Annotated in this window: 21 protein-coding genes and 1 tRNA gene; 12 read left to right on the forward strand and 10 right to left on the reverse strand. The window is 66.8% G+C overall.

Features of this window, described 5'->3' with window-relative positions:
• Positions 1-80: 80 nt before the first annotated feature.
• Positions 81-1,517 (reverse strand): M48 family metalloprotease, encoded by a 1,437-nt coding sequence (locus tag AZC_RS19165; protein ID WP_043880529.1) that lies wholly within the window; start codon positions 1,515-1,517, stop codon positions 81-83.
• 797 nt (positions 1,518-2,314) lie between these two features.
• On the opposite strand from AZC_RS19165, the gene AZC_RS19170 reads away from it, so the two are divergent.
• Positions 2,315-2,391, forward strand: a tRNA-Arg gene (locus AZC_RS19170).
• 32 nt (positions 2,392-2,423) lie between these two features.
• Here AZC_RS19170 and AZC_RS19175 read toward each other — a convergent pair.
• On the reverse strand, positions 2,424-4,199 hold the full coding sequence (locus AZC_RS19175; protein ID WP_043879609.1) for a B12-binding domain-containing radical SAM protein: 1,776 nt from the start codon (positions 4,197-4,199) through the stop codon (positions 2,424-2,426).
• A 323-nt stretch (positions 4,200-4,522) separates the two neighbouring features.
• Between AZC_RS19175 and AZC_RS19180 the strand changes: the two genes are divergently transcribed.
• Positions 4,523-5,578 carry a GGDEF domain-containing protein gene (locus tag AZC_RS19180; protein ID WP_158304140.1) on the forward strand — a complete coding sequence of 352 codons (1,056 nt, stop codon included), beginning with the start codon at positions 4,523-4,525 and terminating at the stop codon, positions 5,576-5,578.
• Positions 5,579-5,662: 84 nt separating this feature from the next.
• On the opposite strand, the gene AZC_RS19185 is transcribed toward AZC_RS19180, so the two are convergent.
• The gene (locus tag AZC_RS19185; protein ID WP_012172246.1) at positions 5,663-6,442 is read right to left on the reverse strand and encodes a DUF4394 domain-containing protein; all 780 of its coding nucleotides are present in this window, start codon (positions 6,440-6,442) and stop codon (positions 5,663-5,665) included.
• A 168-nt stretch (positions 6,443-6,610) separates the two neighbouring features.
• Between AZC_RS19185 and AZC_RS19190 the strand changes: the two genes are divergently transcribed.
• A complete protein-coding gene (locus AZC_RS19190; protein WP_244421742.1) occupies positions 6,611-7,171 on the forward strand; it encodes a sigma-70 family RNA polymerase sigma factor in 561 nt (186 codons plus the stop codon).
• Positions 7,168-7,917, forward strand: a complete 750-nt coding sequence (locus tag AZC_RS19195; RefSeq protein WP_012172248.1) for an anti-sigma factor — start codon at positions 7,168-7,170, stop codon at positions 7,915-7,917. The genes AZC_RS19190 and AZC_RS19195 overlap by 4 nt, the downstream gene beginning before the upstream one ends.
• Positions 7,918-8,086: 169 nt before the next feature.
• Here the strand turns inward: AZC_RS19195 and AZC_RS19200 are convergent, their stop codons facing one another.
• A complete protein-coding gene (locus AZC_RS19200) occupies positions 8,087-8,788 on the reverse strand; it encodes an outer membrane protein (protein ID WP_012172249.1) in 702 nt (233 codons plus the stop codon).
• A 678-nt stretch (positions 8,789-9,466) separates the two neighbouring features.
• Entirely contained in the window at positions 9,467-10,168 is a 702-nt protein-coding gene (locus AZC_RS19205) for an outer membrane protein (protein ID WP_012172250.1), read from the reverse strand.
• Positions 10,169-10,738: 570 nt separating this feature from the next.
• On the opposite strand from AZC_RS19205, the gene AZC_RS19210 reads away from it, so the two are divergent.
• The gene (locus AZC_RS19210; RefSeq protein ID WP_043879610.1) at positions 10,739-12,271 is read left to right on the forward strand and encodes an acetyl-CoA hydrolase/transferase family protein; all 1,533 of its coding nucleotides are present in this window, start codon (positions 10,739-10,741) and stop codon (positions 12,269-12,271) included.
• A gap of 6 nt (positions 12,272-12,277) precedes the next feature.
• Here AZC_RS19210 and AZC_RS19215 read toward each other — a convergent pair whose 3' ends face one another.
• From AZC_RS19215 to AZC_RS19225, 3 genes are all read right to left on the reverse strand, one after another.
• Entirely contained in the window at positions 12,278-13,462 is a 1,185-nt protein-coding gene (locus tag AZC_RS19215; protein ID WP_043880532.1) for a DUF1501 domain-containing protein, read from the reverse strand.
• Positions 13,463-13,503: 41 nt separating this feature from the next.
• Complete coding sequence (locus AZC_RS19220) at positions 13,504-15,084, reverse strand: DUF1800 domain-containing protein (RefSeq protein WP_081434046.1); 1,581 nt, start codon at positions 15,082-15,084, stop codon at positions 13,504-13,506.
• A gap of 215 nt (positions 15,085-15,299) precedes the next feature.
• Complete coding sequence (locus AZC_RS19225) at positions 15,300-16,334, reverse strand: aspartate-semialdehyde dehydrogenase (RefSeq protein ID WP_012172254.1); 1,035 nt, start codon at positions 16,332-16,334, stop codon at positions 15,300-15,302.
• Positions 16,335-16,575: 241 nt separating this feature from the next.
• Here AZC_RS19225 and AZC_RS25775 point away from each other — a divergent pair, with 241 nt between their 5' ends.
• The 3 genes from AZC_RS25775 (at position 16,576) to cysW (ending at position 18,944) form a co-directional block, all read left to right on the forward strand.
• The gene (locus AZC_RS25775) at positions 16,576-16,920 is read left to right on the forward strand and encodes a hypothetical protein (RefSeq protein ID WP_052286010.1); all 345 of its coding nucleotides are present in this window, start codon (positions 16,576-16,578) and stop codon (positions 16,918-16,920) included.
• A gap of 331 nt (positions 16,921-17,251) precedes the next feature.
• Positions 17,252-18,073 (forward strand): sulfate ABC transporter permease subunit CysT, encoded by an 822-nt coding sequence (gene cysT, locus AZC_RS19235; protein ID WP_012172256.1) that lies wholly within the window; start codon positions 17,252-17,254, stop codon positions 18,071-18,073.
• A gap of 4 nt (positions 18,074-18,077) precedes the next feature.
• Complete coding sequence (gene cysW / locus AZC_RS19240) at positions 18,078-18,944, forward strand: sulfate ABC transporter permease subunit CysW (protein WP_012172257.1); 867 nt, start codon at positions 18,078-18,080, stop codon at positions 18,942-18,944.
• Positions 18,945-18,950: 6 nt separating this feature from the next.
• On the opposite strand, the gene AZC_RS19245 is transcribed toward cysW, so the two are convergent.
• Positions 18,951-19,727: a DUF429 domain-containing protein gene (locus AZC_RS19245; protein ID WP_012172258.1), complete on the reverse strand. Its 777-nt coding sequence runs from the start codon at positions 19,725-19,727 to the stop codon at positions 18,951-18,953.
• Positions 19,728-19,952: 225 nt separating this feature from the next.
• On the opposite strand from AZC_RS19245, the gene AZC_RS19250 reads away from it, so the two are divergent.
• Together AZC_RS19250 and AZC_RS19255 are read left to right on the forward strand one after the other, a co-directional pair.
• The gene (locus tag AZC_RS19250; protein ID WP_012172259.1) at positions 19,953-20,831 is read left to right on the forward strand and encodes an HpcH/HpaI aldolase/citrate lyase family protein; all 879 of its coding nucleotides are present in this window, start codon (positions 19,953-19,955) and stop codon (positions 20,829-20,831) included.
• Between the two features lie 69 nt (positions 20,832-20,900).
• Positions 20,901-21,104, forward strand: coding sequence for a DUF1737 domain-containing protein (locus AZC_RS19255; protein WP_012172260.1), 204 nt, complete (start codon positions 20,901-20,903; stop codon positions 21,102-21,104).
• Between the two features lie 15 nt (positions 21,105-21,119).
• Here AZC_RS19255 and AZC_RS19260 read toward each other — a convergent pair whose 3' ends face one another.
• Entirely contained in the window at positions 21,120-22,022 is a 903-nt protein-coding gene (locus tag AZC_RS19260; RefSeq protein WP_158304141.1) for a cation diffusion facilitator family transporter, read from the reverse strand.
• A 153-nt stretch (positions 22,023-22,175) separates the two neighbouring features.
• On the opposite strand from AZC_RS19260, the gene AZC_RS19265 reads away from it, so the two are divergent.
• Both AZC_RS19265 and oxlT read left to right on the forward strand, forming a co-directional pair.
• The gene (locus AZC_RS19265) at positions 22,176-23,225 is read left to right on the forward strand and encodes a MaoC family dehydratase (RefSeq protein ID WP_012172262.1); all 1,050 of its coding nucleotides are present in this window, start codon (positions 22,176-22,178) and stop codon (positions 23,223-23,225) included.
• Between the two features lie 627 nt (positions 23,226-23,852).
• On the forward strand, positions 23,853-25,169 hold the full coding sequence (gene oxlT, locus AZC_RS19270; protein WP_012172263.1) for an oxalate/formate MFS antiporter: 1,317 nt from the start codon (positions 23,853-23,855) through the stop codon (positions 25,167-25,169).
• The last annotated feature ends 97 nt before the right edge of the window (positions 25,170-25,266 follow it).

Here is a 25,266-nt window from a genome sequence, read left to right on the forward strand (position 1 = left end):
ATTTGGATGCCCCTGCGCCGCTTTTCCGTCGTTTTCGGATCGGCACCGGCGGTGCCCAGGGGCTACGAACGCCCGTGCCGCTATTCGACGACGATCTTCACCTTGCTCCCGTAGGCGAGCTTGGCGTCGCGATCGAGGCCGTTGAGGATCAGGAAGCGTTCCATGGGATGGTCCGCCACCTGCATGCGGCCCGCCATCTTCTCCACCGTATCGCCGATCCCCACCGTCACGATGCGGATGCGCAGCGGCTTCACGGACTGGGCCTCGTCGCTTGCCACCCGCCGGAAGGTCGAGGCGGCGGCGCGGAACTGCTTGTCGAGTTCCGGCGTCAGGTTGCGGGCGGCGAAGATCAGGCGATAGACGTCCGAGCCGAAGCGGATGGCGAACATGCGGAACGACCACTGGTCGCCGCGCGCCACCGCCGTCGCGGCCGTAAAGCCGTTGACCGACAGACTCTCCACCGAATTGATCTCGACCCCATCGATCCAGCCGGAGGCGAGATACTGGCCAAGGCTCTGGTCGCCGGACACGCGCACCGCATCGAGCCGCAGCGCCTCGGATCCGTTGGCCGTGGCGCCCAGGACCGCCTGGGAGGTGTTCTCCAGCGAGAAGCCCTCGGGCGCGGTGAAGGTGAAGCCGAGCTTGGGATGGAAAAAGTTCCGCCCCCGCACATAGCCTTCCTTGGGATCGTCGCCATAGACCATGCCATCGATGGCGGCGAGATAGGCCGCCTTGTCCCGCTCGCCCGCACCCGGCGCCGCATATTCGCGCGCATTGGCGATGGCGATGGAGATGCGGTCGGGCGTCGCCGGATGGGTGGCAAGGAAGTCCATGTCCGGCGTCGTGGACGATGCGCCGCCGAAGGCGCTGGTGCGCAGGCTCGCCTGTTTGCCCATGTCAGTGAGGAAGCGCGAGGCGCCATAGGGATCAAATCCCGCGCGCGCGGCGATGCCCACGCCGATGGCGTCCGCCTCCAGTTCCTGTCCGCGCGAGAAGGTGGCCAGCGTCTGCCGGCTCTTCTGCATGGCGAGGGCGCCCATGTTCTGGTCCGCCACCACGTCGGAGATGACGCGGCTCACCAGCACGGCCTGCTTCACCTGATCCTCGCGGATGGAGGCATGGCGGGCGATCACGTGGGCCATCTCATGGGCGAGCACGGACGACATTTCGGACGTGTCGTTGGCGAGCGCCAGCAGGCCGCGCGTCACATAGAGCGAGCCGTCGGGCAGTGCGAAGGCGTTGATGGCGGGCGAATTGAGGACGGTGACGCGATATTTCAGGTCCGGGCGCTCGGAGGCCGCGACCAGACGCTCCACCACCTGCTGGATCAGCGCCTTCAGCTCGGGATCGTCATAGGCCCCGCCATAGCTCGCCACGAGACGCTCATGCTCGCGGCGCTGCGCCGGGCTCATGTCCGCGGTGTCGGCAGCGGAAAGCTTGGACTGGGTGAGCGGCACGGTGGAGCGGTCGAGATCGACCCCGGCGCATCCCGTGAGCAGACCGACAAGCGTGAGCATGGCACAGGTCGAGCGCCCCGCGCGCGCGACGCGGGCCCGCACGAGGCCCCTGCCCTTCTCCCTTGCCGTGGCCGACGTCACCGCGTCCTCTCTCCCAGCCGAACGTCCATCTCACATGCGGACCACGCGACGCTGCCCCAGCGCCCGCAAAGCCCTTCGCGAACCGAGCCCCGGCTCGCGCTTCGCTATCTGACACACCGAACCAGAACAAGAAGTGAACAGACTTGCGGCCCGTCCCGATTTTGCACCGGCTCTCTCGTGTCCGCTTCCCACGCCCGCCGGCCGTCTTAGCAACGGCAGCGCCGGTGCGGAAACACCAGTTGACCTTTCCAACATTGGGCCGCCCAAGATGGCGGGAGCGAGGCCATATCGTGAAAACGTGGCGCCAGGTTCCTCAACACGCGGCGATTTTTGGGGTGGTTGGATTGTGCGGCGCTGTCGGGAGCCGCATCGTCCCGGCTCGGACACACCAGAGGCAGACCGCGCCGAACCCATCATCGCCAGACCTGCGAGGTGCCCCAAGGCGATCACCCGGACCCCAGTTTTCTGCGGCGCACCCTAACGGAACGGGCACGCGGCCTCCAGCTTCCGCGCACACCGGCCTGTTCACCCTTTCTTACGCCGTCTTTCCCCCGTCGCCCGCATCCGCTACATGGGGGATCGTGACGCACACCGTCCGCCGGACGCGCAGGGATCGGCCTTCCCGCCCTGCTCTTGAAAGCGGCCGGTGAACGCGGTCATATGCGGCGCGTGCTTCGGTCCGGTTTCCGGCCGGGGACGCAGAAGCGGTCAGGCATCTCCCGGTAGCTCAGCAGGATAGAGCACAGGTTTCCTAAACCTGGGGTCAGGGGTTCGATTCCCTTCCGGGAGGCCACCGTCTCCGTCACCCTCTTGGACGGACCGCCTTCAGGCCGCGGGGCCGTGCGTGAGCTGCGCCACCTTGCGGGCATGGGCCACGGCCTTCTGGCCGCCGCTGGTCTTGGTGAGGAGATCGAGACCGTCGTCCTCCGCCCCGACCGGCGTCAGGGCCTGATCGTGATAGGCGCCCACCCCCTTCTCCTTGAGCACCGAGCGGGCCATGAGCATGAGGCCGGCGATGCGGCCAACCACCGCCGCATTGCGCCGGAGCGTCTGCCACAGGAAACGAAGCCAGAAGGCGAGCGCGGGTTCGCGGGACAGGTCCGGCCGCCGCTCTGCGGGATGGCGCAGGCGCAGGATCCCCGCCTGGAGCGGGTGCACCTTCTCGATGGGGACTGCGGTGGAGAAGGTGACCAGCAGCTTCACGAGGCTGGACACGGACACGCCCGTGGCCACCGCCCGCCGCATCAGGGTGCGCATGTGGGCGGGACTGTAATAGAGCGCCCAGGCTTCCTGATAGATCGCCTCCCACTCCGTCTTGCTCATCGCGGCGTGCGCTGTGCAGACGTGTTCCACGTCATAGATGTTGAGATCGCCATCCATGGGCACCTTGGCGCGCCAGAGCTTCTGGTGATCTTCCGAGCCCGGCAGGGGTGTCAGGCAGAAGAACTCGACGATGTCGAGCGGCAGCTCCCGCTGGATGATGCCGATGTCGCGCCGGATGCTTTCAGGCGTGTCCGCCGGGAAGCCGAGGATGTAGCCGGCGATGGTGATGATGCCCTGCGCCTTCCAGGCCAGCAGCATCTTGCGATATTCGGTGATCTTGTTCTGCCGCTTCTTGGCCTCGGCCAGATTGTCCGGATTGATGTTCTCGAGGCCGATGAAGACGCGCGTCACCCCGGCGCGCTTGGCCTTCTCGATGAAGTTCGGGATGTTGTGGCACAGCGTGTCCACCTGGATCATCAGCCCCAGCGGGATGCGCTCCTGCTCCTTCAGCGCGATGAGCCGGTCGAAGATCGCTTCCCAGTCGCGGTTGCGGGCGAAATTGTCGTCGGTGATGAAAAACTTGCTGATGCCCTGTGCCCAGTTGCGGCGGACCAGGTCCTCCACGTCGTCGGCGGAGCGGAAGCGCGACTGGCGTCCCTGCACATTGATGATGGTGCAGAAGGAGCACTGGTAGGGGCAGCCCCGCCCGGCATCGAAACTGCTGCTGAGGCCGAGGGTGCGGCTCACATAGGTCTTGGGCAGGAAGGGCACGGGCGTGCCGCCGATGCCGGGCAGGTCGTTCATGAAATTGTAGAGCGGCTCGAGCGTGCCCGAGGCGGCATCGTGCAACACCTGATCGAGCCGGCCCTCCGCCTCTCCCGCGAACATGGAGATGCCCATCTCGCGGCAGGCATCGAGCCCAACCGCATGGCCATCCAGCATGGCGAGGCAGCCGGAGACGTGGAAGCCGCCCATCATCACCGGCAGGCCCGCCGCCCGGAACGGCCGGGCGATGTCGAGGGCGCGCGGATACTGGTTCGACTGCACGCCCACGAGGGCCACGAGGCCGAAGCCGCCGGCTTCCTCAAGCCGGGCGATCAGCCGGGGAATGTCGATGCGGGTATTGGTCTCGTCGATGGCGAGGATGTCGATGTCCACGTCCGGCCCGAGCACCCGCCGGGCGGCGCAATCGGAAGCGATGCCATAGAGCGCGGCCAGCGTGTTGGACGGGATCATCGCCCGCCACCAGCGGATCACATAGCCGTCATCGTCATAATGGGACGGCTTGATCAGAATGAGCTGAAAACGCCGCTTCTGGGAGATCGGTGGTTCCGTCACGGGCGCACGCTTTCGCAAGAGGAAAGACCTGACCCCGTCCCAACCGGCGTTCCGATCGGCCGCATTCCGATCGAACCGTCGAACGCTGCACGCCGGCCCCTCAATCCTGACCGCGGGCAGCCTCAGCCTGACCGCATCGGGCTCTGAGACGGCAAGGGACCGTACCACCCCTGATTAGCCCTGTCTCTGTTTCCGCAACGCAACGTGGCGCAGCACCCTGTGCGCTCCGGGACTTAACCGCACGCTGGAGCGAGGACCGCCTTGCGCACCCGGCCGCCATGATATCAATACCGTCCGATTCACGGAGAAAGTGCAGCCGGGCCATGCTGCGGAAGACCGACAGGCGGGCGCCCCTGGAAGCGCTGAACGGGCTGAAGCGACTGGTCCTCACCATTTCGATGGTCGCGGCCCTTTTGTGCGGCGCGCTGGTGATCGGCGCCACGCTGCTGGGGCGCACGCCCATCAAGCCGCCGCATCTCTATGACAACATCATCTTTCTGTGCCTGACCATTGGCCTGTTCATCCTCCTGCGGCGGCGCCCCAAGGCCTTCAGGCCCATCGGTGTGGTCTATCTGGTGGCGGGCTTCATCCTCTACGCGCGGGCGCTGTTCCTCGTGCCCGAGGACGAGATGCGGGCGTTCTGGACCCTGGCATTGACCGGCACCGGCTTCCTGGTGCTGGGGCCGGTGTTCGGCTGGTTTTCCGTCGCCTGCGCTTTGGTGATGGTGTGGGCAGCGGCCATGACCGGGGCGCTCGCGGTCTCACTGTTCGCCATGTCCACCTACTGCTTCTGCATCGTCATGACCTCCGCCATGTTCCATGCCTACAACCGGCATGCGGAACTGGCGCTGCACAATATCGAGGCCGCCAATGCGGCCCTGAGGGACGCCACGCGCCACGACACGCTGACCGGCCTGCTGAACCTGCCGGCGCTGCGCGATGCGGCCGCCGGACTGGCGGGCGGCCATGGCGAGAGTGCCCCGCTGGCCCTCGCCTTCATCGACGTGGATCACTTCAAGGCGATCAACGACCGCTTCGGCCATGCCGCAGGCGACAGCGTGCTGCAAACGGTGGCGCATGCGATCAGCGGAGCGGCGCGCCCGCAGGATCTGGTGGCGCGCATCGGTGGCGAGGAGTTCGCCATCATCATGCCCGGCCAGGATCTGGCCCATGCGACCGCGGCCGCCGACAAGGTGCGCCTTGCGGTGGCCGAGCGCCCTGTCACCGTGGGCAAGGAGACCCTGCGGGTGACCATCTCGGTCGGCGTGACGGCCTGCCAGCCGCCCCACCAGGCGCTCGACTGGATGCTCCAGCGCGCCGACATGGCCATGTATGCGGCCAAGGCGGATGGCCGCAATCGCGTGCGCGCCACCGCCTGAGCCGACCGGCGCCTCATGCGCCGGTCCCCTCTGCCGACCCCGTGCACCGTCCGTGGCGGGCGGCGGCGCAGGGGACCGCACCACTCACATGGCAGGCAGGATGGCGATGTCGCGGACCGGGGTTTCAAGGCCGTTCACCTTGCCCGCCGCCTTCGCCTTGCCGGTGGCAAGCTCCACCCGGTAGAGCGTGTCGCCCGCCATCAGCCAGCCCTCGTTGCCGGCATCCGTGGTGGCGATGTCGAAGGCATAGGTGGGCGCCTTGATGCCGAAGGCGCCGACGGCATTGAGGATGCCGTCATTGGGCGGTGCCTGCTTCACCAGCGCGGCGAGGGCGCCGTCCACGTCGAACAGCGCCGTCTCCTTGGCGCCCTTCACGGAATTGGTATAGGCGCCGGCCACCACATTGGGCGTCGCACCCTTGTGCATGTCGCCGTCCGCATAACGCAGGGCGCCGTCCTTCACGACCTTGCCGTCATCCACATTGACGCGCAGGTTCGTGCCGTCGCTGCCGATGACGCGCAGACGGTCGGCGACCGGATTGAAATCGACGGTGGCGGTCACGCCGCGCGGCAGCATGGTATCGAGCTTCGCCTTTACCGTGGCGGCGCCGGTGGCCGGATCGAGGGTCGCCAGCGTGCCGTCCTCGAAGAGGCCGTAGAGCATGCCATCCGCCGGCCGCACGTCGATGCCGACGAGACGCCCAGCCACACCGGAAACCGTGACCGGCTTGCCGGCCTTCAACGCCTTGCCATCCACCGAGGCCAGCATGGTGCCGCCATCCAGCAGCGCGACCACGGTCTGGGCCTCTGCCGTGCCGGCGGCAACGGAGGCCACGAAAGCGAAGGCGATCATCGTGCGGTTCATGTCCGGTTCTCCATTCTCAGGTCCGGCCCTGTCGGCGGGACGCGGCGGATACCCGGCGGGCGATGCGCCCGGATGCAGCGGAAAAATAAAAATGCGCGCTGCATCCGTATGCCATGCCCCAACGTAGTTGTGCCCGATGAGCACCTGCGACACCCGGAGCCGCGCGCCGTGACGACCCAGACCGCGCCCGCACGATCGGACGACCTGCGCGCCGCGCTGGAGGGTTGTGCGCGGCGCGATCCCGCCAGCCTGCGGCATCTCTATGAGCGGCTCGCGCCCCAGATGATCGGCGTCGCCCTGCGCATGCTGCGCCGGCGCGATCTCGCCGAGGAGGTGGTGCACGACACTTTCGTGCGGGTGTGGGAGCGGGCACGCAGCTTCGATCCCGAGCGGGGCGAGCCCGCAAGCTGGATCTTCGCCATCCTGCGCAACCGCACGCTCGACGTGCTGCGGGGCGAGGCGCGCACGGAACTGGTCGAGGATTTCGAGCCCTATGCGCTCGCCGACGAAACACAGGGGGCGGAGGACGCCATGGGCGCGCTGTCGCGGTCCGGCGCGCTGCGGCAGTGCCTTGAACGGCTGGAGCCGCAGCGGCGGCAGGCGATCGTGCTCGCCTATACGCGCGGGCTCACCCATGGCGAACTGGCGGGACGGCTCGGCCTGCCGCTCGGCACGGTGAAGTCCTGGATCCGCCGTGGCCTTCTGGCGCTGCGGGAGTGCATGGCATGAGCCCGCAGGATCGCGCGGCCCTCGCGGGCGAGTATGTGCTCGGGCTCGTGGACGGCGAGGAAGCTGCACGCTGCGCACGCCTCGCCGAGACCGATCCCGCCTTCGCGGCGGAGGTCGCAGGCTGGCGCAGGCGGCTGGGCAGCCTCGATGCAACGGCGGACGCGGTGCCGCCCTCCCCCGCCCTGTGGGAGCGGATCTCCGCCTCCGTGGCGGACACAGCGACATCTCAGGCTCCGGGCGAACCCGAGGCCCGCACGGCGGATGCGGGCTCTGACCGCGTGGCGCCCTTCCGGCACGGGCGCGCCTGGGACAACCTGCCCCTGTGGCGCGGCATCGGCGTGACGGCGGCGGCCGCGGCGCTGGCGCTCGCCATCGGGCTCGGCGCCGCCCTGCGCGAAGCCGCCCGGACGCCGGTGCTCGTGGCGGTGCTGCTCTCCGACCAGAACCGCCCGGCGGCAGTGGTGAACACCTTCCGGGACGGGCGCTCCGAACTCGTGCCGCTGGAAGCCATCCGCGCGCCGGAGGGCAAGGCGCTTCAGGTCTGGACCCTGTGGGACCGGACGCGCGGCCCGATCTCGGTGGGGCTCACCGACGCCATGCGCGCGCTCGACCTGAAGCTCGACGGACTGCCCATCCCCGTGGCGGATCAGCTCTTTGAGGTGACGCTGGAGCCGGCCGGCGGCTCACCCACCGGACGCCCCACCGGGCCGATCCTGATGAAGGGCAATGCCAGCCGCACGCTGTGAGGGGCCGGACATGAAAAATCCGGCCCGGGGCGAAGCCGCCGGAGCCGGATAAGGAGGTCTGGTGTCCCTGCGGAGCGGGTGCCGTCCGGCCCGAAGGCCTCGGTCAGGCACCTGCCGCCGCTCGTCGAAAAACACAGGTGCCGGCCGCCGTGGCGGCCGGCACGCGGCATCAGAACTTGTAGTTGATGCCGGCCTTCACGGTGTGGAACTTGTTGTCCACGTTCACCGCACCAGCGCCAACGCCGTAGTTGCTGTCGTCGAGGTCGACGTACAGATACTCGGTCTTGAACGTCCAGTTGTTGGTGAAGGCGTACTCAACACCGCCGCCGAGCGTCCAGCCCGTCTTGGTGCCCGAGCCTTCGCCGAAGGTCAGCGTGGTGGGGGTGATCGTGGTGATCGAGGTCTTGCTCTCACCATAGGCGAAACCGCCGGTGATGTAGGGCAGGAACCGATCGAACGCATAACCGACGCGGGCGCGAACCGTGCCGAAATAGTCGAGCGACGAGTTCAGGTTGGCCACGGAGCCGCCGGAGGCGAGCGTGGTGTCGCCCTCGATGCCCGACCACTGGATGTCGGTCTCGAGGCCGAGCACGACGTTGTTGGCGAACTGGTAGTTGTAGCCCAGCTGTCCACCGGCGAAGAAGCCGGAGGAGTTGGCGGTGGCGGAGCCGAAGCCCGGCGCGCCGAAGTCGTAGTTGTACTTGTCACCGCCGAAGCCGGCGTTGGCGCCGATGTAGAAGCCGGTCCAGGAGAACACCGGCACAACCGCGACGACCGGAGCCTTCACGGGATAGCGGGTGGACAGGTCGGCGGCGGACGCCGGAGCGATGATCGCAGCAGCGATCGCGGAAGAGAGCAGAAGACGCTTCATCATCATTACCTTTGATACCAACCCCCGGTGCCCTCCTTTCTACAGGACAGGCGCCGGAAAGCTGTTGCGTAATCGCAACAAAGGAATGACGCACCGGGCATCGAAGTTGCGCCGGATGCCATTTTTACAACTTATGAGATTAAAACGGTATCAAACTGGCGCATCAGTTGTGCATTCTTACCTCCGGGCAGGGCTGAAGGAGGTTTTCCACCGATGCGCGCAGGGTAAATAAATTTCTATCAAACGCGGGAACAAGTTGAAAGATACCAGCATCGCGCCAGGTCCAACACAGGAAATGCACGAAGTCGCCACAAATCGGCAGATGTAACGGCCAAGATCCCGCTGCAACAGCTATCCGGGATTCGTCAGCTTTACCTTTGCTGTAGAGCACCGGCACCGCCGGTAGATACCGCCACCGGACGGCGGCGTGAAAAGCCGGCAGGCGCCGCACCGCCGCCGGAAAAGTAGGTTCTTCGTCTGGAGGCCGGCGCAGCGAAGGTGACACGGTGCGCCGAGAAGCCGCCGCGAGGCGGACCCGCTCCGAAGACCGACAGGGCCCGGAGCCGGAGAAGGTCCCGGCCGGCGCGCGAAGCGTACCCGGCCGGGACAGGGGTTCGGATCCGAACGGCTGAATGCGCGATCAGCAGATGCCCGCCGACCGGATCAGCCCTCCCGGCATCAGAACTTGTAGTTCACGCCGGCGCGCACGGTGTGGAACTTGTTGTCCACGCTGACGGCGTTCGTGCCGATGCCGTAGTCGCTGTTGCCGAGGTCGACGTACTGATACTCGGTCTTGAAGGTCCAGTTGTTGGTGATGGCGTATTCCACGCCGCCGCCGATGGTCCAGCCGACCTTGGTGTCGGAATCATCGAAGGTCGTGAAGCCGGTGCGCGAGAACTGCGAACCCTCGGTCTTGGTCTTGCCGTAGGCCATGCCGCCCGTGATGTAGGGCAGGAACCGGTCAAAGGCATAGCCGACGCGGGCGCGCACGGTGCCGAAATAGTCCAGCGACGACTTGATGTTGGTCGAGGCGCCGGGGGTGACGGTGTTCAGGGTGCCGTCGATGCCGGACCACTGGAGATCGGTCTCGAGGCCGAGCACCACGTTGTTCGCGAACTGGTAGTTGTAGCCGATCTGGCCGCCGGCGAAGAAGCCGGAGGAGTTCGTGGAGGCAGTGGCGGTCGTGGGGACGCCGAAGTCGTAATTGTACTTGTCGCCGCCGTAACCAGCGTTGGCACCGATGTAGAAGCCGGTCCAGGAGAAGACCGGGGCCACCGGGGCGACGGGCGCCTTCACGGGATAACGGGTGGCGAGGTCCGCCGCGGCGGCGGGAGCGGCAATCGCGATCACGAGAGCCGACGAGAGAAGAAGACGCTTCATCACTTTTGTCCTTTGGGGCCTACCCCCGAGCCATTGGTCTACAGGAGGAGCCGCAGGATTCCTGTTGCACAATCGCCACATTGAACAGAAGAGAACCCAGTACCACCAAGTCACCAAGGCGTGATCAACGTGTTAAGACACGTTAAAATCATCGAATACCGAAATAGATGGCGCTTCCGGTCTGCACGATACGCGGTTTATATTTATCCCACCGCATATCCTTCGCGGGAAATGGCGAAGCTTAGCCGGCACTTTCGCCGATCGCCGCTCCGACAACGCGAGCACAGACCTGTTCCAGCTTGGCCGTGCCACGGGAGCGCCACGAAGTGCACTTGGGGCACCGATCGAACCACTTGGTTCGATGGCCGGAACGCCCCGACCTTCCCCAGAGATGCATGCCCCAAAGACGCGGGTTTTCAGCTCCGATACCGCCAAGGCATCCCATGGCCGAGCTTCAGCCATGCACCAAGCGCATACCAACGCGACCTTCGTGCAATTCCGAGGTCGCGGCCCTGCGACCTATGGTGTTTCTCAAGTGCATATTCCTCAGGAAACGCCGAAAGAGACGCCATGACCGAACTTCCCGCCGCCGCCCATGATCGCATCCGCCTGTCCTCGCTGCTCGACAAGGTGGTCTCCGCCGAGGAGGCCGCCAGCCACATCAAGGACGGCATGATGGTGGGCATGAGCGGCTTCACCCGCGCGGGGGAGGCCAAGGCCGTGCCCATGGCGCTCGCCGCCCGCGCCAAGACCGAGCCGTTCAAGATCACCCTCGTCACCGGCGCCTCGCTCGGCAACGATCTCGACAAGCAGCTGGCGGAGGCACATGTCCTGGCCCGGCGCCTGCCGTTCCAGTCGGACCCCGCCCTGCGCAAGGCCATCAATGCCGGCGAGGTGATGTTCATCGACCAGCATCTGTCGGAAACCGTCGAGCACCTGCGCACCCACCAGCTCGGCCCCATCAACGTGGCGGTGGTGGAGGCGGTCGGCATCACGGCGCAGGGCGGCATCATCCCCACCACGTCGGTGGGCAATTCCGCTTCCTTCGCCATCCTGGCGGAGAAGGTGATCGTCGAGATCAACACCTCCCAGCCCATGGGGCTGGAGGGCCTGCACGACATCTATATCCCGACGCGCCGCCCCTTCCGCGAACCCATTCCAGTGGTCGGTGCCGAGAGCCGGGTGGGCCTGCCCTTCATTCCGGTGCCGCCGGAGAAGATCGCGGCCATCGTCATCACCTCGAAGCTCGATTCCGCCTCGAACGTGTTGCCGCCCGATGCGGAGACCGCCGCCATCGCCGGGCATCTCATGGAGTTCCTCGGCCATGAGGTGAAGAAGGGCCGTCTCACCGAGCGCCTTCAGCCGCTTCAGGCCGGCATCGGCACCATTGCGAACGCGGTGATGCATGGCTTCATCGAGAGCCCCTTCTACGACCTCACCATGTATTCCGAGGTTCTACAGGATTCGACCTTCGACCTGTTCGATGCGGGCAAGCTCAACTTCGCCTCCGGCTCGTCCATCACCCTCTCGAAGCCCAAGTATGAGCAGGTGATGGCCGACATCACCCGCTACAAGCCGCGCCTCATCCTGCGCCCGCAGGAGATTTCCAACCATCCGGAGATCATCCGCCGCCTTGGCATCATCGCCATCAACACGGCGCTGGAATTCGACATCTACGGCAACGTCAATTCCACCCACGTGGGCGGCACGCAGATGATGAACGGCATCGGCGGCTCGGGCGATTTTGCCCGCAACGGCTATCTGTCCGTGTTCGTCACCAAGTCCATCGCCAAGGACGGCGCGCTGTCCTCCGTTGTACCCATGGTGAGCCACGTGGACCATACCGAGCATGACGTGGACATCGTGGTGACGGAAGTGGGCCTTGCGGACCTGCGCGAACTCGCCCCGCGTGAACGCGCTCGCGTCATCATCGACAACTGCGTCCACCCGCTCTATCGCGACGCGCTCGACGACTATTTCCAGCGCGCCCTCGCCCGCGGCGGCCACACGCCCCACCTCATCGAGGAGGCCTTCTCCTGGCACGTGCGGGCGCGGGAAACGGGGCGCATGCTGGCTCCGCCCCACCTCGCAGCGTCAGCCTGAGGCGCGTCACACCAGCGCCAGATCCTTCGGGGTGACATTGGCGAAGACGCGGCCGAGGCTGGCCGCGTCGAGGCCATAAAGCTGGCGGATGAGACCGCCCAGCAGCCCGCGATAGTCGGTGAGCACCGGATAATCCCGGTTCTGGAACAGGTGCGGCTGATCCACCGCCACCTGCTCCCCGGCAATCCGCCCGCCGCGCACCCCGCCGCCGAGCACCCAATAGACGCTGCCGTGGCCATGATCAGTGCCGTGGTTGCCGTTCTCGCGGAAGGTGCGGCCGAATTCGGAGAGCACCACCACCACGGTGTCGTTCCACTTGGGACCGATCTCCTCCGCGAAGCCGGCCAGCCCGCGCCCCAGTTCTCCCAGCCGGTCCGCCAGATAGCCTGTGGCGCCGCCCTGGTTCACATGGGTGTCCCAGCCGCCCACATCCACGAAGCCGAGGTTGAAGGTTTCGCGCATCAGGCGCCCGATACGCCGGGCGGACAGCTCGAAGCCCTTGGGGGACGCGGCATTGCGGCTCGCCTCCATCATATGGTCGGTCACCTGCTGATAGACCTCGTCGCGCACGCGGAAGCCTTCCGCGACGGCGCCGGACAGCGGGCCATGCTCATACATGGCGGTGATGAGCTTCGCCTGGCGGGAATCGATGCCGGCCTTGCCCACCGCATTGATGGCGACATTGGGCACCGCCACCTCGCCCTGGAAGGTGAGCGGCAACTGCTCGGTGAAGGAGATGGGACGTACGCCCGTCAGCTCATGGGCGAGGCGCGCCATGAAGCCGGAGCGGTAGTCGCGGCGGACGTTCACCTCCTGCCCGAGTTCGATGGTGTCCTGCGTCTCGAAATGGCTGCGGGTGAGATCGTCCGTGCCGGCGAAGGGCACGAAGGCCACCTCCCCGCGCTGGAACAGCGGCAGGATGCTGGACGCGAGCGCCGGATGCAGGCCCCAGTCGACATCGAGCGAGAGCGCGCTTCCCACGCCGCTGCCGGGACGGGCGATGGCGAGGTTGGGCCGGCTCTCGTAATAGAAACTGGACGAGACCGGGATCACCACGTTCGCCGCATCGTAGGCGCCGCGCAGGAACACGACGAGCAGGCGCGCGTCAGCCTTCGGTGCCGCCCACACCCGCCCGGCAACGGTCATGGGCGCCAATCCGGCGAGGCCGGCGAGGACATGGCGACGGTTCAGGTCTCGCATCGTGCCCATGGGCCTGTCTCCTGAACGTGCGATCACTGCATGAAATCCGGGGAGGACAGGAATAACGTGTTCCAGTCCTGCGGCGAGATGGCCTGCGCCAGTGCAAGGCGGGTGGCGGGCGACAGACGGGCGCTCAGACCGGAGAAATAGAGGCTGTTCTGGAGCAGCGGGAAGGCCGGCTGCTCCACCGCTCCCTCCTCTGCAGGCTTGAACAGGCCGGCCGCGCCGGAGCCGATCTGCCGCGCGATCTCAAAGCGCGCGGTCATCTGGCCCGAGGCGGTCCAGGCCGTGGATACCAGCGGATAGCCATCCGGCGTCTCGTGATTGTAGAGTCCCTCGCCCAGCCGGTTGAGCCAGTTCTGTACCGGCTGGGTGTTGAGGATCACCCGATCATCATAGGCGAGGCGCACCGCGGAGAAGACGTAGCGCACCGGGTCCTTGAACCGCTTGCCGAGCGAGGCCTCGAACTCGGGCGAGCGGATCATGGTGGCGAGCACGGCGGCGATGTCGCCGTCGCTCTTCTGGAAGGTGTCGGCCATGCGCTGCACCAGCGCCTCCGGCGGATTGTCGGCCACGAAATAGATGGCGATGTCGCGCGAGACATGGCGGGCGGTGGCGGGGGCCCGGCTCAGGATGTCCAGCGCCTCCTCCACCTCGGCGAAGCCCTGCCCCTCGATGGTGCGGCCCAGCAGCACCTTGTCGCCGAAGTCATGGCGGGCGGGATTGAACTCGAACAGGCCGTCGCGGATGAGCAGCGCCTCCTGCCCCGGCTTCACCCTGGGGATATTGGGGCCGGCGATGCCGACACCGGTGAGGATGCGGGCGAGCTCCTCCACATCCTTCTGGCTGTAGCCCGAGCCCACGCCCAGCGTGTGCAGTTCCATGATCTCGCGGGCGTAATTTTCATTGATGCGGCCGGCGGCATTCTCGGCGTTATCGAGATAGCGCAGCATCGCAGGGTGGCGCAGGGTCGCCGCCAGCAGGTCGCGGAATTTGCCCAGCGCATGAGGGCGAATGGCGTTGTCCTGATAGTCCGCCATGAGCAGGCGCAGATTGCCCTTGGCCTGATGCACGTTGAAATGGTTCAGCCAGAACCACACCATGCGCTCGCGCAACTGGTCGGGGGCATAGAGCGCGCGCAGGATGGCGGCGGTGGCGGCCTCGCGGGCGCGGGCGGTCATGTCCGCCTGATAGACCTTCTGGGCGGCGCCCTTTTCCTCCGGCGACGGCAGGTTCTTCAGCGCCGCGTCGCGATCCCGGAATTCCGTCACCAGTTGCGGCGCCGAGCGGCGGGAAATCTCCAGCGCCTCGATCTGCCGCTGCGCCTCGGCGGGCAGCGTGTCCCGAGCGGGATGCAACTGCTCCTTCAGCCAGCCCTCGACGCCGAGCGCATGGAAGCGGGCCATGGTGGAGGCATTGGCGCCCCAGGTGAGGGCATCGACGAATGCGATGTCATGGGGCGAGAAGACAAGCGGCGCGGCAACCGGCGCCGGCGCGGCGGAGGGCGAGGCGTGGACTGGCGGCTCGCCGGCACGCACCTCCGCTGACGAGCCGAGGCCAAAAGCCACAAGCACGCCGAGCACCAGCACCTTTCCTGCGCGCGGTCCACCCATCGCTCGCCTCCATGGCGAGCAATTGGCGGCGTAAATCGTGGATTGAGTGTGATGGACGAAAGGCAGGAAAACGGCGGCCCCAAGCATTCAGCGACTGACGATAGGTCAGAGACGGTATTGACTTAAGCTTTGCCCCGTATCCGCATCAATGCCGCAACGTACAACGGCCCGGCGGTGTCCCGCCGGGCCGTTCGATGTCTTAACGTTGAAGCAGCTCAGGCGGCCTTGCTGCGGGCCGTGATGAGCTTGCGGTTCACCAGCACTTCCGCGATCTGAACCGCGTTCAGCGCCGCGCCCTTGCGCAGGTTGTCCGACACGCACCAGAAGGCGATGCCGTTCTCCACCGTCGGGTCGTCACGCAGACGCGAGATGTAGGTCGCGTCCTCGCCGGCCGCCTCGTGGGGGGTGGCATAGCCGCCCGGCTCGCGGGTATCGACCACGAGGATGCCCGGGGCCTCGCGCAGGATCTTGCGGGCGTCCTCGGCGGAGAGCTCCTTCTCGAACTCCACGTTCACGCTCTCGGAGTGGGAGATGAAAACCGGCACGCGGACGCAGGTGGCCGTGAGCTTGATCTTGGGGTCGAGGATCTTCTTGGTCTCGACCACCATCTTCCACTCTTCCTTCGTGAACCCGTCCTCCATGAACACGTCGATCTGGGGGATCAGGTTGAAGGCGATCCGCTTCGGGAACTTCTTCGCCTCGACCGGATCGGAGACGAAGACCGCGCGGGTCTGCGAGAACAGCTCGTCCATGGCGTCCTTGCCGGCGCCGGAGACGGACTGATAGGTGGAGACCACCACGCGCTTGATGGTGGCCGCGTCGTGCAGCGGCTTAAGCGCCACCACGAGCTGCGCGGTCGAGCAGTTCGGGTTGGCGATGATGTTCTTCTTGGTGAAGCCGACGATGGCGTCCGCGTTCACTTCGGGAACGATCAGCGGCACGTCGGGATCGGTGCGCCACTGCGAGGAATTGTCGATGACCACGCAGCCCTGGGCGCCGATCTTGGGCGACCATTCCTTCGACACGGCCCCGCCCGCCGACATCAGGCAGATGTCGGTGTCGGAGAAGTCGTAGGTCGCCAGATCCTTCACCTTGAGCGTTTTGTCGCCGTAGGAGACCTCAACGCCCATCGAGCGGCGCGATGCAAGCGCAACGACCTCGTCCGCGGGGAAACCCCGTTCGGCGAGGATCGAGAGGATCTCCCGGCCCACGTTACCCGTGGCGCCGACAACGGCGACCTTGTAGCCCATGACTGTTCCCTAGAATGATCTTGCCGGCGAAAGGCGCCGGAAACACGCGCTTTTAAGGAATATGGCGCGAAGTTGCAATGTGGGGCGCCGCCGCCGGACCGCAAGGGGCAGGCCCCAGTGTGGCACCGCCGACACGGAGGTTCACCACGCCACAGGGAACACGCCTCGACCGCCAAGCCTTTCTTGCCTAGAATGGCCCCGTGCCGTAATCGGAATCGTGGTGGTTCCGCTGGAGGGTGTTATGCGTTTCGCGCCGTTTTTCGTTCTTGCCGCAGCCCTGACGTTCGCGGCGTCCGCGCAGGCGCAGACGGCCACCTCGTCCTCGACGGGCGCCGCACCCGCCGCCACGACCGCCACGACCGCCGCGCCCAAGACGGCCGCCAAGCCGAAGCCCAAGCGCACCAAGATCGAGATCGTTCAGCGCTCGTATCTCGACGCCGGCACCACGGTGAAGCCTGGGTCCAAGTCCTATCTGGACTATGCCATCCCGGCGGACGTGCGCTACCCGACCTATGGCGCCGGCTACTACACCATCGTGCCGCGCCCCGCCGCCCTGCCCGGCCAGTTCGATATTCCGGGCTTCTGATCGCCCGGCGCCGACAGGCGCTGCCGGATCTGAATTCCGGACCTCTGTTCCCGAACGCCCGCAACGCTGGTTGCGGGCGTTTTCGTTTCCGGCACCCGCCGGGGCGGAAGGATGGAGGGGCCCCTAAAATCACCGAACCACGCGTGAATTGCACTCTTCCCCAGCGGGGCATGACAAATGGCGGCGGCCCCGGCATAAGACAGGTTGAACCTCACCTGCGCCGGATCCGGCACCAGAGAGAGACCGCTCGCCCGTGACCCGTTCCGTGCCTCCGACGTCTCCTCTCCCGCCGCCCGGGGGCCGCATGGCCCAGCCCGAAGCCTGAGGCACCATGTCCAGCGTCATTCCGGGCTTCCGCCTCTCCTTCGGCATCACCCTCACCTATCTCTGCCTCATCGTGCTGCTGCCGGTAGCGGCGCTGCTGCTCCAGGCGGCGGATGTAGGGCTTGCCCGCTACATCGCCATCATGACGTCGCCGCGCACGCTCGCCTCCTTTCAGGTGACGTTCACAACCGCCGCCATCGCCACGGCCTTCAACGCCATCTATGGCCTCGCGCTCGCCTGGGTGCTGGTGCGCTATGAGTTTCCCGGAAAGCGCCTTTTGGATGCGCTGGTGGACGTGCCCTTTGCGCTGCCGACCGCCGTGGCAGGCCTCGCGCTCACCGCCATCTTCGCCAAGAACGGCTGGTATGGCGCGCAGCTGGCCCAGTGGGGCATTCAGGTGGCCTATGCGCCGGCCGGCATTGCCTGCGCCATGGCTTTCACCTCCATCCCCTTCGTGGTGCGCACCGTCCAGCCGGTGCTGGAGGATCTCGCCGGAGACGTGGAGGAGGCCGCCACCACGCTGGGCGCCTCCGATTTCCGCGTCTTCCGCACGGTGATCCTGCCGGCTCTGTTTCCAGCCTTCCTCGCCGGCTGCTCGCTTGCCTTCGCCCGCTCCCTGGGGGAGTTCGGCGCGGTGGTGTTCATCGCCGGCAACCAGCCCTTCCGCACCGAGATCGTGGCGCTCCTCGCCTTCATCCGGCTGGAGGAATACGACTATCCGGCCGCCGCCGCGATTGCCGCCACCATGCTCGGCCTCGCGTTTCTCCTGCTGCTGACGGTGAACGCCATTCAGGCCTGGCACCAGCGCCGCGCGATCCGGGAGGACTGATCCCATGTCGGACACCTCCACCCGCCGCCGCGTCGGCGACGGCCCGCTCGCCCGCCGCCTCATCATCGGCCTCGTGCTGCTGGTTACGGTGCTCGTTCTGCTGGTGCCGCTCGCCTCCATCTTCACGGAAGCTTTCCAGCGCGGGGTACCCGCCTATTTCGCCGCGCTGTCGCAGCCGGACACGCTGCACGCCATGGGGCTCACGGCCTTCACGGCACTGGTCTGCGTGCCCGTCAATGTGATCTTCGGCATCGCCGCCGCCTGGACGGTGGCGAAGTTCACCTTTCCCGGCCGTGGCCTGCTGCTGGCGCTGATCGAGCTGCCCTTTTCCATCTCGCCCATCGTGGCGGGCGTCGCCTATCTCTTCGTCTATGGCGCGCAGGGGCTGCTCGGGCCGTTTCTGGAAGCCTACGACATCAAGATCATGTTCGCCGTGCCGGCGATCATCCTCGCCAGCCTGTTCGTCACCGCGCCGTTCGTCGCCCGCGAAATCGTGCCGCTGATGATGGCGCAGGGGCGCGAGGAGGAAGAGGCGGCGGTGACGCTCGGCGCCTCCGGCTGGCGCATCCTGCGCACCGTCACGCTGCCCAACGTGCGCTTCGCGTTGCTCTATGGCGCGGCGCTCTGCAACGCCCGAGTGATGGGCGAGTTCGGCGCCGTCTCGGTGGTGTCCGGCAATATCCGGGGCCGCACCTCCACCCTGCCGCTCCAGATCGAGCTGCTCTATCAGGACAGCCAGGTGGCCGGCGCTTTTGCCGCCGCCACCGTTCTGGCGGGCGTCGCCCTCGTCACGCTGGTCGCCAAGCTCATCATCGAGCGCCTCGACGCCGAGCGCGAGCGGCTGAACGTGAAGCGGGGCGTCGGCCACTGAGCCCGCTCACGCGGTGATGGCCACCGGCAAGCCATAGCGGTCGCGCTCGGGCGGATCGGGAAAGACCAGCGCCGCCCCGCGGGCGATGCGAGCCGCTGTCCAGGCGCAGGCACAGGCGTCCACCAGATCATCGAGCCCCGCCCGCAGGGCGCGCGCCCGCTCCCGCGTCAGTTGGTCCACCGGGACGCCTTCGGCAGCCAGAAGGCGAATGCGCAGGTCAAGGCCGGGTGCCGCGGGCGTGCCCTTCACCTTCTTCGGCAGATCGAGGGGCTTCTGGCCGTTCATGGCCCAGAAGCTCACTTCCGGATGGCATTCGGTGAGCGGCAGGCCCGGCCGCGCCCGCAGCACGTGGTCCACATCGAGCACCTTCGGGAAGAGCGCGAAGGACTGGCGGGAGATCTTGCGCGGCGGGTCCGAGGTTTCGAGCGCGGCTGCACAGGCGGCGCGATAGCGCGCCTCCTCGGGAATGGATATGTCGCAGGCGGTCTCCACCGCCCGGCGGGAGGGCACGGAAAAGACACTGGACTGGCGCTGACCGAGCAGCGGGCGCACCGCCCGGTCCGGCCCCCGCCCGCCTGCGCCGACCCGATCCGGCAGGCCGATGGGGATGTCGATGGCCGAGACGAGCGGCGGCGTGCCGGCCGGAAAGGCTTCGGTCAGATCGGAGATCCGCAACAGGTTCAAGGCGCCGCCCGGCACCCAGCGCGCGAGGATCCATCCCTCCCGGCAGCCGTCGAGCCCCTGCACCATGGCCGCCGGCTGCAGGCCCCCATCCTGCCCCATGATCCGCCCCCTTGCGGCATCGCGCTGCGGGGTCGTGACAGGCCCCGCCCGCTTTGGCTAGGCTAGCGGTGGGGGAGAGAGGTGCAAGCGCCTGTGGCGCCGCACCTTTCGGGCGCACCTGGAAGGCCTCAGGCCTTCCGGGACGGCTCCGCCTCCTTTGCAGGGCGTTGCCGGAAGCCTTCCGAATCCGCCCGACGGTTTCCTCAAGCCTGAGAGCCCACGGACATGAGCCTTCGCCCGCGCCGCAGCGTCCTCTACATGCCCGGCTCGAACGCCCGCGCTTTGGAGAAGGCCCGCACCCTGCCCTGCGATGGCGTGATCCTCGACCTTGAGGACGCGGTTGCGCCCGACGCCAAGGTAGAGGCCCGCTTCCGCGTGGCGGATGCGGTGCGCGCCGGCGGCTTCGGCCCGCGCGAGACCGTCATCCGCATCAACGGCCTCGACACCCCATGGGGCACCGATGATCTCGCCGCCGCGGCCGCCGCGGCGCCAGATGCCATCCTTCTCCCCAAGGTGCAGGACCCGGCCCAGTTGGTGGACGTGGGCGAGCGCCTTTCGGCCTTTGGCGTGCCCGCCACCACCAGCGTCTGGGCGATGATCGAGACGCCCATCGCCATCCTCGACATCAAGGCCATCTCTGCCGCCGCACTGAACCCGGTGACGCGGCTGAAGGTCTTCGTGCTCGGCACCAACGATCTCGCCAAGGAGACCCGCGCCGCCCTCGTGCCGGGCCGCGCGCCCATGATGGGCTGGCTGATGCAGGTCATCGCCGGCGGCCATGCCTATGGCATCGACGTGCTGGACGGCGTGTGGAACGCCTTTCAGGATCAGGCGGGCTTTGCCGCCGAATGCTCACAGGGCGTGGAGATGGGCATGGACGGCAAGACGCTGATCCACCCCAGCCAGATCGAGCCCTGCAACCTCGCCTTCTCGCCCCCGGCGGCGGAAGTGGAGAAGGCTCGTGCCATCATTGCGGTGTTCGACCGGCCGGAAAATGCCGGCAAGGGCGTCGTGACGCTGGACGGGCGCATGGTGGAGCGGATGCACGCCGACATGGCCCGCCGCACGGTCGCGCTCGCGGACGCCATTGCCGCGCGGACCTGAACGGGCGAGAACGTTCAGGACAACAGTTCAGCGGCCGGCGGACCCGGCCGCCCCTCACCTGAGGACAGAATGAAGCTCTATCGCTATCTCACCGGCCCGGACGACAGCACCTTCTGCAAGCGGGTCTCGGCGGCGCTGAACAAGGGCTGGCAGCTCCACGGGGCACCGACCCTGACCTTCGATCCGGTGAAGGGCCGCGTCATCTGCGGGCAGGCCATCGTCAAGGACGTGCCCGGCGACTGGTCTGACGACATCACGCTTTCCGATTACTGAAAGCGCGGCGGCGGCTCAGGCCGCCACCGCCTCCGGTTCGCGCGGGATGAGGACGATGGACACGTCCACCTCGTCCCCCGCCTCCTCAAACTCGCGCTCGACGGCGGCGCGGATGCCGGCCGCGGCGGCGCGCGCCTGGCCGACGGTCCATTCGGGATCGAAGCCGAGGTGCAGATCCACCATCATCTTGCCGCCGTGCTGGCGGGTGCGGATCTCGCCCAGTTCGTCGAAATCATCGAAGTGGCTGGCGAGCGCGCGCAGGATGCGCAGCTGCCCCGCCTCGCCGATCGCCTGATCGAGCAGCGAGCCGATGGAGTTCGACAGCATCTCGAAGATGTTGAAGATCATCAGGCCGATGACGACGAAGGAGGCCAGCGGATCGAGATAGGCGATCCATTCCGCCTCAAAGCTCGACGTGATGACGGTGCAGATGAACACCGAGCCGGACGAGACCGCCGACACCAGATGCACGCGCGCCTGCGCGGCGATCACCGGCGAATGGGTCTCCTCGGCCACGCGCTTGGCCTTGCGGTTGAGATAGACATTGCCGGCCACCGCCACGAGCGTGACCGCGAGGCCCAGCATGGCGCCGCTCACGTGCTCGGGGTTGAGCAGGCCGTGAATGGCGCGGGTGCCGGCAATCACCACCAGCACCACCTGGAGCACGGCGATCATCAGTTCGGCGAGGTTTTCCAGCTTGCCGAGGCCATAAGCGAATCGGCCCTTCTCCCGCCCGTGCGCGATCTTCAGCACCAGCCAGCAGGTGGTGAGCGAGGTGAGATCGAAGGACGTCGCCAGAAGATCCGTGAGCACCGCCGCCGAATTGGTGAGCGTCGCCGCAAGGATGTAGAAGGGAAACAGGCAGGCGACAAAGACCATCGCCTGGAAGGACAGTTTCTGGCTGGCTGAACCCGACACGGACGTAGGCCCTCTTCTCGCTGCGCGGCCGTGGGAGGCCAATCCGTCCATAGGTCATGCGCCCGCCGCCCGCAACGGCACAGAGCGGGCCTTTTCCGCAGTTGCACAGCCCCGCCCCGCTCTGCAATCTAGGGCCGGCATCGGGGGAGACGCATGTCCAAGACGAATTCCGGCAACTTCTTCGAGGACTTCAGCCTCGGTCAGGTCATCCGCCACGCGACGCCGCGCACCATCACGGAAGGCGACGTGGCACTCTACGGTGCCCTCTATGGTTCGCGCTTCGCCGTGCAATCCGCCGACACTTTCGCGGAAGCCATCGGCTATGACCGCGCGCCGGTGGACGACCTCCTCGTGTTCCATGTGGTCTTCGGCAAGACCGTGCCGGACATTTCGCTCAATGCCATCGCCAACCTCGGCTATGCGGGCGGGCGGTTCCTTGCCCCGGTCTATCCCGGCGACACGCTGAACGCCGTCTCCGAGGTCATCGGCCTCCGTGAGAATTCCAACGGCCAGAGCGGCGTCGTCTATGTGCGCTCCACCGGCTTCAACCAGGACGGCATCGAGGTGCTGGACTATGTGCGCTGGGTGATGGTGCGCAAGCGCGATCCCAAGACGCCCGCGCGGGAGAGCCACGTACCCTCGCTGCCCTCCGTCCTTGCGGCAGATGCCCTGGGTGATGCCGTGCCGCCCCTCGATATCGACGCCTGGCGGTTCGATCTCTCCGGCAGCCCGCACCGCTTCTCCGATTATGCCGTGGGCGAGAAGATCGACCATGTGGACGGCATGACCGTGGAAGAAGCCGAGCACATGCTGGCGACCCGGCTCTACCAGAACACGGCCAAGGTCCACTTCAACCAGTTCACGGAAGGCCAAGGCCGCTTCGGCCGACGGCTGATCTATGGCGGGCATGTCATCTCGCTCGCCCGCGCCCTCTCCTTCAACGGCCTCGCCAACGCCTTCCATGTGGCGGGCATCAATGGCGGCCGCCACGTCTCCCCCCTGTTTGCGGGCCTCACCGTCTTCGCCTGGAGCGAGGTGCTGGAGGCGCAGGAGATCTCCGGCCGCGACGACGTGGGCGCCCTGCGCCTGCGGACCATCGCGACGAAGGACCGCCCCTGCGCCGATTTCCCCTTCAAGCCGGGCGAGGACTATGACCCGAGCGTCATCCTCGACCTCGACTATTGGGTGCTCATCCCCCGCTGATATGCCGCGTGCCCAGGCGCGGCGAAGCCGCCACCCGCGGGCACTGACCCGCATATCCTGCTGAGTCTCGGCCGGCCGGGACCGCGCCGGCGCGCGCGCTTTCGCAACCACCGTTGGCACCGTCCGGCACCCTGTCGGACCGCCTTTTCGCGCGCCGGTTCCCGGCCTCGCCCGCACTCTTCACCCAGCTTTGAAGCGAGAGCGGAATCGTGGCGCCATGCGCCTCCGCCCGCGCGCGTCAGCCGCACTTACCTAACGTAAATCATTGAAATCGAACACCTTTCCCTTGCGGAACGACTTGCGCGGCCGTCGAGTCTCTGTTGTGCTTACGCCACGTATTCTGAATTTGGCATACCAGATTGCGGCGGAACGTAAGGGTAGCTGCCAATTTCGAACCCCGTCGCGGACCGCACGCCAACGGTCCCCTGCGGAGACAGTGATGAGGGTCCGCACGTGCCTCAGGCCGGCGGACCGGAAGCCCCGCCTTTCAAGGGCGGGCGCCCGGAATTGAGAATGAGAGTCGACGAGGCGGGTTCACGGCTCAGCCGGGAACCTACTGGGCCGAACGGCCCTAAGGCCACGCAGATGGCTGCCGGACATATCGAGGAAACGTCACGAGGTTAGAAAATGGCTCAAGCCGCTCAGCCGGCCAGCGAATCCCAGCGCTGGGTCCAATTGATCTGCGGCGTCGTCTGCATGGCGATGATCGCGAACCTGCAATACGGATGGACGCTCTTCGTCGATCCCATCGAGGCCAAGCATCAGTGGGGCCGTGCGGCCATCCAGCTGGCCTTCACCATCTTCGTGCTGACGGAAACCTGGCTGGTGCCGGTCGAGGCCTGGTTCGTGGATCGCTACGGCCCGCGCGTGGTGCTGATGTTCGGCGCGGTCATGATCGCACTCGCCTGGTCGCTCAACTCCATCGCCAGTTCGCTGTTCGTGCTCTATGCGGCCTCGGTCGTCGCGGGCATCGGCGCCGGCGCGGTGTACGGCACCTGCGTCGGTAACGCGCTGAAGTGGTTCCCCCACAACCGCGGCCTTGCGGCCGGCGTCACCGCGGCCGGCTTCGGCGCGGGCGCGGCGATCACCGTCGTTCCGATCGCCCAGATGATCGCCAGCCACGGCTACGAGACCGCCTTCCTCACCTTCGGCATCGGCCAGGGCGTGGTGGTGTTCGTGCTCTCCTTCTTCATCCGCAAGCCGCCGGCCGTGATGGCGCCGCCGAAGAAGGTGTCCCGCCTGCCGCAGAGCAAGATCAGCTATGCGCCGCGCCAGACGCTCTCCAAGCCGATCTTCTGGCTGCTCTATGCCATGTTCGTCATGGTCGCCTCGGGTGGCCTCATGGCGGCGGCGCAGATCGCTCCCATCGCCCACGACTTCAAGGTGGCCGACGTTCCGGTGACCCTGCTGGGCGTGCAGATGGCGGCCCTCACCTTCGCCATCTCGCTGGACCGCGTGTTCGACGGCTTCGGCCGCCCCTTCTTCGGCTGGGTGTCGGATAACATCGGCCGCGAGAACACCATGTTCATCGCCTTCGCGGTGGCGGCGGGCTCGCTGGCCATGCTCGTGTACCAGGGCCAGAATCCTTACGTGTTCGTGATCTTCTCGGCGCTGTTCTTCGGCGTGTTCGGCGAGATCTACTCGCTGTTCCCCGCCACCTGCGGCGACACGTTCGGCTCCAAGTTCGCGGCCACCAACGCCGGCATGCTCTACACCGCCAAGGGCACCGCCGCCCTTCTGGTGCCGCTCGCGAGCCTCATCGCCGTGCGCTACGGCTGGTCGGCGGTGTTCGCCATCGCCATGACGCTGAATATCGTGGCGGCCTTCCTCGCCATGTTCGTTCTGAAGCCCTGGCGCAGCCGCTTCCTCGCCCGTTCGGCGGTAGAGGCCGAGGCGGAGGAGCGCAATGCGGCAGCCTGGAAGGCCTCCGAAGCCGCCCACTGATCTCCCGACAGTCAGAAACGACGAAGGGCGGAGCCGCTGGCTCCGCCCTTTTTCATTGGGATTGGCCCACCGGTGCGATGAAGACGGTGGCGGCCCA

It is taken from the genome of Azorhizobium caulinodans ORS 571 (genome assembly GCF_000010525.1).
Classification (GTDB): Bacteria; Pseudomonadota; Alphaproteobacteria; order Rhizobiales; family Xanthobacteraceae; genus Azorhizobium; species Azorhizobium caulinodans.

What these genes read in the sequence shown, in the direction of transcription:
- AZC_RS19245 (WP_012172258.1), bottom strand. Translation starts at nt 19,727, where the DNA reads ATGGGGCAGGATGGGGGCCTGCAGCCGGCGGCCATGGTGCAGGGGCTC.
- cysT (WP_012172256.1), top strand. Translation starts at nt 17,252, where the DNA reads ATGTCCAGCGTCATTCCGGGCTTCCGCCTCTCCTTCGGCATCACCCTC.
- AZC_RS19210 (WP_043879610.1), top strand. Translation starts at nt 10,739, where the DNA reads ATGACCGAACTTCCCGCCGCCGCCCATGATCGCATCCGCCTGTCCTCG.
- AZC_RS19250 (WP_012172259.1), top strand. Translation starts at nt 19,953, where the DNA reads ATGAGCCTTCGCCCGCGCCGCAGCGTCCTCTACATGCCCGGCTCGAAC.
- cysW (WP_012172257.1), top strand. Translation starts at nt 18,078, where the DNA reads ATGTCGGACACCTCCACCCGCCGCCGCGTCGGCGACGGCCCGCTCGCC.
- AZC_RS19195 (WP_012172248.1), top strand. Translation starts at nt 7,168, where the DNA reads ATGAGCCCGCAGGATCGCGCGGCCCTCGCGGGCGAGTATGTGCTCGGG.
- AZC_RS25775 (WP_052286010.1), top strand. Translation starts at nt 16,576, where the DNA reads ATGCGTTTCGCGCCGTTTTTCGTTCTTGCCGCAGCCCTGACGTTCGCG.
- AZC_RS19185 (WP_012172246.1), bottom strand. Translation starts at nt 6,442, where the DNA reads ATGAACCGCACGATGATCGCCTTCGCTTTCGTGGCCTCCGTTGCCGCC.
- AZC_RS19200 (WP_012172249.1), bottom strand. Translation starts at nt 8,788, where the DNA reads ATGAAGCGTCTTCTGCTCTCTTCCGCGATCGCTGCTGCGATCATCGCT.
- AZC_RS19255 (WP_012172260.1), top strand. Translation starts at nt 20,901, where the DNA reads ATGAAGCTCTATCGCTATCTCACCGGCCCGGACGACAGCACCTTCTGC.
- AZC_RS19180 (WP_158304140.1), top strand. Translation starts at nt 4,523, where the DNA reads ATGCTGCGGAAGACCGACAGGCGGGCGCCCCTGGAAGCGCTGAACGGG.
- AZC_RS19265 (WP_012172262.1), top strand. Translation starts at nt 22,176, where the DNA reads ATGTCCAAGACGAATTCCGGCAACTTCTTCGAGGACTTCAGCCTCGGT.
- oxlT (WP_012172263.1), top strand. Translation starts at nt 23,853, where the DNA reads ATGGCTCAAGCCGCTCAGCCGGCCAGCGAATCCCAGCGCTGGGTCCAA.
- AZC_RS19165 (WP_043880529.1), bottom strand. Translation starts at nt 1,517, where the DNA reads ATGCTCACGCTTGTCGGTCTGCTCACGGGATGCGCCGGGGTCGATCTC.
- AZC_RS19205 (WP_012172250.1), bottom strand. Translation starts at nt 10,168, where the DNA reads ATGAAGCGTCTTCTTCTCTCGTCGGCTCTCGTGATCGCGATTGCCGCT.
- AZC_RS19225 (WP_012172254.1), bottom strand. Translation starts at nt 16,334, where the DNA reads ATGGGCTACAAGGTCGCCGTTGTCGGCGCCACGGGTAACGTGGGCCGG.
- AZC_RS19220 (WP_081434046.1), bottom strand. Translation starts at nt 15,084, where the DNA reads ATGGGTGGACCGCGCGCAGGAAAGGTGCTGGTGCTCGGCGTGCTTGTG.